Origin of the sequence: Lysinibacillus sphaericus OT4b.31 (assembly GCF_000392615.1) — a bacterium.
Lineage (GTDB): Bacteria > Bacillota > Bacilli > Bacillales_A > Planococcaceae > Lysinibacillus > Lysinibacillus sphaericus_B.
In genome coordinates, this window is record NZ_KB933431.1 from 1 (window position 1) to 8,577 (window position 8,577).

General features: G+C 34.4%; 10 protein-coding genes and 1 pseudogene. 5 read left to right on the forward strand and 6 right to left on the reverse strand.

Features of this window, described 5'->3' with window-relative positions; all coding sequences use genetic code 11:
• Nucleotides 1–277 precede the first annotated feature (277 nt).
• The gene (locus H131_RS22525; protein WP_010861448.1) at nucleotides 278–634 is read left to right on the forward strand and encodes a hypothetical protein; all 357 of its coding nucleotides are present in this window, start codon (nucleotides 278–280) and stop codon (nucleotides 632–634) included.
• Between the two features lie 425 nt (nucleotides 635–1,059).
• Here the strand turns inward: H131_RS22525 and H131_RS22530 are convergent, their stop codons facing one another.
• On the reverse strand, nucleotides 1,060–1,632 hold the full coding sequence (locus H131_RS22530; RefSeq protein WP_010861449.1) for an LOG family protein: 573 nt from the start codon (nucleotides 1,630–1,632) through the stop codon (nucleotides 1,060–1,062).
• Between the two features lie 78 nt (nucleotides 1,633–1,710).
• Here H131_RS22530 and H131_RS22535 point away from each other — a divergent pair, with 78 nt between their 5' ends.
• Nucleotides 1,711–2,025, forward strand: a complete 315-nt coding sequence (locus H131_RS22535; RefSeq protein WP_010861450.1) for a MazG nucleotide pyrophosphohydrolase domain-containing protein — start codon at nucleotides 1,711–1,713, stop codon at nucleotides 2,023–2,025.
• Between the two features lie 427 nt (nucleotides 2,026–2,452).
• On the forward strand, nucleotides 2,453–2,647 hold the full coding sequence (locus H131_RS22540) for a hypothetical protein (protein ID WP_010861451.1): 195 nt from the start codon (nucleotides 2,453–2,455) through the stop codon (nucleotides 2,645–2,647).
• A 231-nt stretch (nucleotides 2,648–2,878) separates the two neighbouring features.
• Here the strand turns inward: H131_RS22540 and H131_RS22545 are convergent, their stop codons facing one another.
• The 3 genes and pseudogenes from H131_RS22545 to H131_RS26235 all read right to left on the reverse strand — a co-directional run.
• On the reverse strand, nucleotides 2,879–3,331 hold the full coding sequence (locus tag H131_RS22545) for a VOC family protein (RefSeq protein ID WP_010861452.1): 453 nt from the start codon (nucleotides 3,329–3,331) through the stop codon (nucleotides 2,879–2,881).
• Between the two features lie 184 nt (nucleotides 3,332–3,515).
• Nucleotides 3,516–4,127: a flavin reductase gene (locus tag H131_RS22550; protein ID WP_419185175.1), complete on the reverse strand. Its 612-nt coding sequence runs from the start codon at nucleotides 4,125–4,127 to the stop codon at nucleotides 3,516–3,518.
• A 273-nt stretch (nucleotides 4,128–4,400) separates the two neighbouring features.
• Nucleotides 4,401–4,463 (reverse strand): annotated as a pseudogene (locus H131_RS26235) (hypothetical protein); the annotation flags it as partial.
• A gap of 191 nt (nucleotides 4,464–4,654) precedes the next feature.
• Between H131_RS26235 and H131_RS22555 the strand changes: the two are divergent.
• Both H131_RS22555 and H131_RS22560 read left to right on the forward strand, forming a co-directional pair.
• On the forward strand, nucleotides 4,655–5,374 hold the full coding sequence (locus tag H131_RS22555) for a DUF421 domain-containing protein (RefSeq protein WP_010861454.1): 720 nt from the start codon (nucleotides 4,655–4,657) through the stop codon (nucleotides 5,372–5,374).
• Nucleotides 5,375–5,682: 308 nt separating this feature from the next.
• Complete coding sequence (locus tag H131_RS22560) at nucleotides 5,683–6,219, forward strand: hypothetical protein (protein WP_010861455.1); 537 nt, start codon at nucleotides 5,683–5,685, stop codon at nucleotides 6,217–6,219.
• Nucleotides 6,220–6,552: 333 nt separating this feature from the next.
• Here H131_RS22560 and H131_RS22565 read toward each other — a convergent pair whose 3' ends face one another.
• Together H131_RS22565 and H131_RS22570 are read right to left on the reverse strand one after the other, a co-directional pair.
• Nucleotides 6,553–7,212: a DUF3885 domain-containing protein gene (locus H131_RS22565; RefSeq protein WP_036132594.1), complete on the reverse strand. Its 660-nt coding sequence runs from the start codon at nucleotides 7,210–7,212 to the stop codon at nucleotides 6,553–6,555.
• 633 nt (nucleotides 7,213–7,845) lie between these two features.
• Complete coding sequence (locus H131_RS22570; protein WP_010861457.1) at nucleotides 7,846–8,058, reverse strand: hypothetical protein; 213 nt, start codon at nucleotides 8,056–8,058, stop codon at nucleotides 7,846–7,848.
• Between the last annotated feature and the right edge of the window lie 519 nt (nucleotides 8,059–8,577).

Here is an 8,577-nt window from a genome sequence, read left to right on the forward strand (position 1 = left end):
CGTATTATGAAATTGATTCACTTACCGTGAATTTACTTTAAACGCTTCCTTCATCCTCACATTGCATCGCTTTCCTAAGAATGAGATGAACAGATTAATTTTTGACAATTGTCTGTTTTTCATTGTACTAATGTAATTATTTTCTATAAAATGAAATTAGAATCTGCTCCAGGCGTTGGGAATGGATGCAATTGCAGAAGCAATAATATTCACAGGCTATTAAAAAGAGGCAAGACAAAGACTAAATAAATTCAAAAACTATAATGGAGGAATTACCTTGTTTAAAAATTTGCGTGATGAGCTAAGAGAAGAGTTGAAGAATACAAAAGAGGATTTAGAAAAAGAAGTATTTAAAGTATGGCAAATAGAATATAAAGGACATGTCATTCGAATTGTAAATGCAATGACGGAAGAAGTTCTTTACATTAATAATGAAGTAGTGGATATGAAAAGTAGAGCAAATGGGTTCAAACAAATCTTCCCCTATGTAACATTAAAGGGTGAAATTACAGAAGATAATGGCACTATATCTACTATAAGAGTAAAAATTGGTGGTTTATTAAGTTTAAAATGTGTCGTTAAAATAAACGGTACAATACTTCTTAATGAGACATACAAAATATCAATTAACTGAATTTCACTCTATAGGTTTGGCGGTCCTAAGTGTTAGGAAATGAGTTAAGCTATTTTACAGGTACATATTCAATGATCGATTTATATGAAGCACCAACTGGCAATTATCAAAGTGCTGATGTTGAGTTTACAATACAATTGATAGGATTAAAACATCAAAATTCGTGGCAGAAGATTCAGATTTAATAGAAACGGCAGCGTACAGGAATGTCCTTGTATTATTTATACTTGGAACGAACTTATCTGATGATACTGTAAGTTTCCCTCCTGACACAGCTACTATAACTACAGCTATTACTTCACCTTTTTGAAATGATTAAATAAGGTGAAGTAATAGCTGATTAAGGTGAAAAATTGGTAAAGAAATGAGTGGTTAGACTTGCTTCATTAATTGCTTCAAAACAAAGCGTAAGTTCAACCAAAACATTAATTATGTTGATATGTTTTAATTGCAGGAGGCACATAAGCTAAACATTTTTCTAAGAGCAGTGTTACGTCACTGTCTACTAAAAGTGCCTCCCGATACTGTGTTTGTAGAAAATGTTCGTCTTGCATATGATCAAATAATGCAATAAGTAAATCATAATAATGACTGATGTTTAAAATTCCACAAGGTTTTTGAATCAAGCCAATTTGGTTCCACGTGAACACTTCAAAAAACTCTTCTAATGTACCCGGGCCTCCAGGTAAAGCTATAAATCCATCAGCTAGCTCCATCATTTTACTTTTACGCTCATGCATAGAATTTACAACAATCAACTCTGTTAAATGTTTATGAGAAATTTCTCGGTCCTCAAGTAAAGTTGGTATAACACCAATGACTTTACCCCCTTCTTGAAGGACAGTGTCTGCTACCGTTCCCATTACACCCACACTTGCTCCACCGTAAATTAATGTAATATTTCGTTTAGCTAATTCTCTCCCTAAGAGTATGGCTCCTTCTCGGTAAGCTTCAGAAGCTCCGATGCTTGAACCACAAAAAACCGCAATGCTCTTCATGTTACTTCCCTCCATATTATGCACTATTCTTTTATAGTATAATTTAATTTATACAGGAAAGAAATGGGGCTTGAAAATATGGAATTAAATGAATTTCAACTGTGGGTAAAAGAATATTATGAAACACGTGGTTGGTCTGACTTAAATATTTTTACACGGATAGGCTTTTTAGCAGAAGAAACTGGTGAAGTAGCGCGTGCCATACGAGCGCTTGAAATTGGAAGAGACCGTCCTGATGAAAAGGTGGGTTCCTACGAAGAAAATAAGCAAGAATTAGTAGAAGAACTTGGCGATGTTTTAGGAAATATAATTGTTATTGCCAATAAATATGACATTTCGCTTGAGGAAATTTTTAGTACTCACCAAGAAAAACTGAATAAGCGCTACAAATGATAAAATAAAATATCTCCTTGGCACTTTTACAACATAAAAATCCAAAAAATCTAGGCCAATCCTACTGGCGCGTTGGAGAAATCAAGCTTTTGCCTGACCGCCCGAGCGGTGGTTGGGCTTACCTGAGCGGTTCTGCTCCTGACCCGAGCGGTAGACTGGCTTAACTGAGCGTTTCTTCGACCTACCCGAGCGATGGATGGGCTTACCTGAGCGTTTCTTCGACCTACCCGAGCGATGGATGGGCTTAACTGAGCGGTTCTGCTCCTGACCCGAGCGATGGTTGGGTTTACCTGAGCGATTCTTCCACCTTATCCGAGCGGTCGATGGGCTTATTCAACGAAGCTCCCGTTATTTTAAGGGCAATGTTTCACAAATAAGTGAAAATAGATTATACTGGACTAACATGTTCAAAAAGGAGGAATTTCCTATGACTGAGAATAATCAATCCGAAGCACCAAAAAAGAAAATCAGCTTGCAAGAGGCAGTGAAAAAGCAGCTTGAAAACAAAAAGAACCAATCATCTACTAATAATGGAAAAAAGAATGCCGACCTTTCAACTAAAAAAATGAAAAGCCAGCAAGCGAAAAAAACAAGCAATACCCGTAGAAAAATGGGCGTCTAATAAACGGACAAAATCGGGCATCTATCCCCTGGTATTAAAGCCCAGCTAACAGATGTACTGGAAATTCACTCTAAATATTAGAAGAGAAAGCATTCAAGGGACAGTTCCCTGAATGCTTTTTTCATTATTTCTTCTTTTCAATTTATTACTTGTTTAACTAATCTGCATCGTTAGTACAATATAAGTTCAGCAAAAAGAGCGTTACTTGTTTGGTACAGCCCGTACAAATAATTACCGTTTTCTCCACTCTTCAAGAGACATCTCATTAAAATCCTCAACATCATCTAATCTTAAGGGTGTGATGAATTCTAATGAATTACCGTCTGGGTCTGAGAAATAGAGTGCAGCATGTGCATGAGGATAGTTTGATAATACCAGGGGTTGCTGGTCGGAAGTAAGGGCAAATTCTGTGCGAATTTCGATTCCAATCGATTTCAACCATTTTTTCGCATGCTTAAAATCTTCTTCATCAATTTTAAACGCTAAATGTCGGATAGATGGATGATATGGTAATTGAACAGTCTCACTTTCCCATAAACCCAACCAGCTTTCGCCTTTCACGATCCAAAAGAAAGCCACTTTTCCTTTTTTAGATGCCAGTTTTAACCCTAACTTTTTATAAAATGCAATAGCGTTTTCTAAATTACTGACTGGTAAATGTGCTTCGTATAAACCTTTTATCATTTAAACATGCTCCTATTCATATGTATTTATGAAATAATATAGTAAAATTCAGTCACTTTTACATCAATCATTCGACTGAAACATTGATAATATTTTTCAAAATAAACGAAATAAGACCAGGCTCGAAATTAATTGAACCTGGTCATCGTGTATAATATAAGTACGACTATAAAAGATAAAATTTCTATATCTCGGATCTAAAAGTTTTTCCTAACTGATTACCAAGACCGAAATAATGACGAAAATTATAAATAAGTGGGCTCCATTTATTTGGGTCAATATGATTTTCTCCAATAATGATTTCCTGATGGGCATGTACATGTATAGCTTGCGTCTCAACAATTGCAAAATCTGAAGAATAATCAGGAATTCGTATGTGATGAACCCTTGCCTCAACTTGTATTGGACACTCTATAATACGTGTAGGTTTTACTGTTTTAGACAAAGCAGGTGTTAATGAACTAACATCATATTTTTCTTTTTCAAATGTAAATCCATTGTTCTTCTTATATTCTGGAACGGGATTTTTCCCTGTAAAAGGAGCTAATTTTTCAACATTCTCCCATAATGAAGGACTCGGAATATTGATCACACATTCAGGATGTCGCGCTAAATTTTCAATCGCTTTTCCCCCAAGTCCAACGCCCAATATAATACAATCCCCTAATGCCCATGATGATGACAGGGGGCTAATATTTACTGTTCCATCCTCATTTAGCGAATTTAATAAAATCACAGGAGTTCCGTAGTATAGAATTTTCGGGTTAATAATTTCTGTATTGGGAACGTCAGTCATTTTTTTCACTTTTATTTCTCTCCTATCCATATCTTCTTCAATATTTATAGTAGATTATAAACATGTAGATATTCATCGAAATATGGATTCCATAAGAAAAAAATGAGCCATTAGCTATCTGTTTGTTATTTTCTCGCTGCTGAATAGTACCAACCAAACGAATGAATGCCTACTTAATTCAAGTAAAGCGCCTTTTCTTGAAGAAATCATTCATCATTCTAGCCGTTATTTGATTATTTGGTGTGGCGGATTTTTGTTCCTTTTGTTTCTTCTTCATATAGTTTTTGCCCACTCTCCTATAATTTCCGGTACTGGGATAAAGCTTTTCCCTTCTGGTGTTAGCGAGTATTCTACTTTAGGAGGGACTTCTTTATATACTTCTTTTTGGCTCCCTTACGTAGAAACAAATTTGACTTTTCATGCTTTTCATCAAGCTTTTTATTACTTTTTTTGTTGGTGATTGTCGCATACTATTGAGCTTTCTGCACAAGCTATTTTTTGACAGCAGTTTAGGAGTTGATTGATGTATGGGAGACTTTATTCACGCTCAATTTTGGGAAATGACACTTAGAGTCATCATTTCTTTTTTTGTGCTACTTATTTTAACTAGAATCCTCGGAAAAAAACAACTTGGCCAACTTACTTTTTTCCACTATACAACGGGTATTTCATTCGGCTCCATCGCTGCCCAAATTGCATCACAGGCTCAAACACCTTTTTTAGATGCACTCATCGCGCTCATTTGGTGGGGCGTTTTAACCTATTTAATGACCATCCTTACCATAAAATCTAAAAAAGCTCGTGTCCTGATTGATGATAAGCCAACTATTGTTATTCAAAATGGTCTTATTTTGGAATCTGGGCTAAAGAAAAATCGGTTGCATATGGATGAGCTAACAATGATGCTACGTGAGCGATCTATTTTTTCCGTTCAAGATGTACAATATGCCATCCTTGAAACAAACGGTGCGCTAAGTGTTTTACAAAAAACCTCTGAACAAGTTGCAACGAAACAGGATGTTAAAGCGGATGTCTCACCACCAACCTATCTACCAACAGAGGTGGTTTCAGATGGCCAACTTATTTACGAAAACCTTGTGGAGCTTGAGTTGACAGAAGATTGGCTTATAAAAAAATTAAAAAAACAAAATGTCCAATCCGTTGAAGACGTCTATTTTGCACAGATTCAAACAAACGGCTCTTTATATATCAGCCTGAAGGATAAAGCAAGACAATCCAGCCCTTAATACCTGGCCTCGTCTTGCCTAAAAATCAAGCGGCGCCCCACTCCTCCAATGAAGAAAGTTTGTTCTCATCGTACAAGAACAAATTGCTGCTAGTGATATGTGTGAACAAATATGCTCATTTATATATAAAGATTTAAGCTCTTTCTTTGGCAGAACACAGACCAGGTACTCACTAAATGAGCACCCGGTTTTGTTATTTGATTTCGCATACAATCAGTTGTCTGTTATTTTTTTGCTGACATATTATAGGTAATTTAGTATAGTTGTAATATAAATCTAAAATAATACATAAAAGGAGAAATATTTACATGAAGAAATTAATTTATAGTATTACATTAGTATTATGCTTTGGGCTAGTCGGGTGTAGTACTTCTGATAAAGAAGAATCAAAGCCTAAGACAGAAAATATTCCACCTGTAGAAAAAGTATCTACTGATAAAGAAGAATCAAACATATATCAGGAATACCATGAAACTACTACTCCTTTAGTGAAAGAAATTCTTCAAAATAATGCATTATTGGAACAATACCAGCAAGAGTTAAGCATAGGTATTATAACACTTGACGATTTCGGTTTATTAGTGACTTATGAATTAATACCGGCTAATGATGAAATTACTAAAAAAGTCGAATCTTTAAAGGTTGAGGATGAATTAGTAGGTATTCATGAAACACTAATTACCATGTTAAACAAGTTAAATTACGCACTTCTTGAGATTTCAGGTGCAATAAATACAAGTGATTCTTCAAGAATGACTACAGCTATTGAATATTTAGATGAAGTAAAAAAGTATGAAAGAGAATTTGCCCGAGAACTCACTAAACACACGGAAGTAGGCTTATAAGGTACACACCAAAAAGACCAAGATGGCAATTATGAACTACACTCCAATTGTTAGACACTATTTTACCCCCCATCTTTAAGCAGCCATCTGGTGTCGTATTCAATCGGTACCAGGTGGCTGAGTCGTTTTTGAAAACGTTGATGGTTGTAAAATAAATGTATTCTTCGACAGTTTGTATATAGTAAAACGGCATAATCCTCTCTCTATTCATTTTGTCCTCCACAGGTGATGAAAAATATGGTCGACGTTCTTTCATGGGAGTTTAACAAGACGTATAAACCTTTTTCTTAGGACAAGTGTTAGTATAGAAGTGAGAATTATATAATGACACCCTTATTTAAAACGTTTAACGATCTCTTCTCGTGAGTACTCATCAATCCAATCACCGTATTTTTCATATAAAGGATATATGGTTTCATTATTAGTTGCGATGACCTCGCATCCTCTATCATCATAAATAAAAAAAATCACATTTTTAGTGATATTTATAAAAAACACATCTGGATAGTTTGAAACTGGACCGAATTTTGGTTTTAAGGGGAAATCCTCATTGCACGCTGCTTTAATAAGTAATGGGTATTTAAAATCGTGTTTGCAGCACTTTAAGGAAAATCGAGAAGTATAATAATCGTCTGCTTCTTCATCATCAAATACATATGGCAAAGTTTCTTGTCTTAAATGGAGTTTTAAATTTTTATTTTTTAAAAAGCGATTATAAACCTTTATTCGCTTTTTCTTAATTTCATCAGACCTGTGCTGATAAACATTCGTAACTAGAAAAATTTCATCCAAATCAGAGAAAAGTTCGTTAAAAATAGACAATGCTTGATTGTATACGCAGTCAAACATTTCGAGATTCAGGCTACCATCATCTTTAAATTGATAAATCCCAGTCCCTAATTCAAAGTGAATACCTATATCCCATTGATGATAAAGACTAGGTGCCAAAGTAAGTCCTGGAAAAGCATTATTTAAATATTGATCTAAATCTATCGTCGTTCACTCCATTCTTTCTATTGTTCTTTAACAATACCATTATTGAACTAACCTGGTCCTTTAGTTGAACAAGAAATAAGATCCGTCTGACAGCTCAAAGATTTTCTACTAAAGCACCCGTTACTTTAATGAGAAAACAACTTAATTTTTTATATTTTTTCCAATCTTCTTATATAAATTGAAACGCAATCTTTAAACCGATAGGGATAGTTAACCAAAGCAGAGAATTACTCAATATAATTTTAATATTAGAAGCATTTTCCAATTTGTCTTTGGAAATAAATCTCCACATCAATAGTACCCAAAAGCCCATATTAGTATGATTAAAAAGAATTCTGGTGTCAAAGCATCAACCTCACCTAATGCCCCTTCTGAAAAAAACAAGAAATAAATAATGCAACAAAACCACTAGATATAACATTACCCATAACTAAAATTGATTTCATTTTGAACCCCGCCGTTCTCTTTGTTTATATAAAACGCTTTATTCACCAGTCGATTTATATATCATTCTTACAAAGCTATTCTGCTCCGTTAGCAAGAAGTGATTGCTCTAATTGAACAATCTCCCTCCGTTAGCTTAATAAGAAACCAGGAAGTCATTTAACTTTAATTCCTCAAACACAAAGTTTATTTTTTACACTCGAAAGAGTATTCACTTGTGAAATTATTATGGATTTCTAATATAACTTTTCCACCCTTTTCATAGCAGCGAGTACTAGCAAAATTTATTTGTTTAGTATTGAAATAACTCGATGAAATCGTTAAAAAAGCGACACCAAATAAAACGATAACTAAAATCCATAAAACTCCTGCAAAATACTTATTTCTAAATATAGTCATTTTTTAAACACCCCTTATTTAAATCGAACTAAACTACCCATTTACTTTAATACGATTGAAACAATTATATGTTCCAAATATTTATAAATTTACCATTTAAAATTAACGAAAATCCATCTATGCTTATTGAAGAAACCTGCTTCATTAGTAAAAAGCAACTGCTCTATTGAACAATTGCCCCCATTATAATCCACCAATCTAAATCATTTAGTACAATATTGGACAGGAGAGGTGAAAGAATCCTCCTTGCGGAGTCCCTTTGATTGGAATTCCTATACCTTTTACAGGGGCTTTAAGCATTTTTGAGACTACAATTCGTTTCAGCTCAACATGAGGGCTTTCATTCCGAATTTCGGTTAATCAGTTGTGTAATGACAGCCCTCCCATGTCATGCATAAACATTTATAGGGAAACGTTACACAACCTCATATTGTTCAATAAATTTGTTTTTTTTGAATTATATTTCTGATTTTACCCATACTATCCTTGTTTGAAATTAGCGAAAAAAAGGAAGGAAGT

Excerpts from the sequence above, each read along its gene's own strand:
- H131_RS22530 (WP_010861449.1), bottom strand. The coding sequence starts at position 1,632 with ATGAAGAGCATTGCGGTTTTTTGTGGTTCAAGCATCGGAGCTTCTGAA.
- H131_RS22570 (WP_010861457.1), bottom strand. The coding sequence starts at position 8,058 with ATGACTATATTTAGAAATAAGTATTTTGCAGGAGTTTTATGGATTTTA.
- H131_RS22555 (WP_010861454.1), top strand. The coding sequence starts at position 4,655 with ATGGGAGACTTTATTCACGCTCAATTTTGGGAAATGACACTTAGAGTC.
- H131_RS22545 (WP_010861452.1), bottom strand. The coding sequence starts at position 3,331 with ATGATAAAAGGTTTATACGAAGCACATTTACCAGTCAGTAATTTAGAA.
- H131_RS22535 (WP_010861450.1), top strand. The coding sequence starts at position 1,711 with ATGGAATTAAATGAATTTCAACTGTGGGTAAAAGAATATTATGAAACA.
- H131_RS22540 (WP_010861451.1), top strand. The coding sequence starts at position 2,453 with ATGACTGAGAATAATCAATCCGAAGCACCAAAAAAGAAAATCAGCTTG.
- H131_RS22550 (WP_419185175.1), bottom strand. The coding sequence starts at position 4,127 with ATGACTGACGTTCCCAATACAGAAATTATTAACCCGAAAATTCTATAC.
- H131_RS22560 (WP_010861455.1), top strand. The coding sequence starts at position 5,683 with ATGAAGAAATTAATTTATAGTATTACATTAGTATTATGCTTTGGGCTA.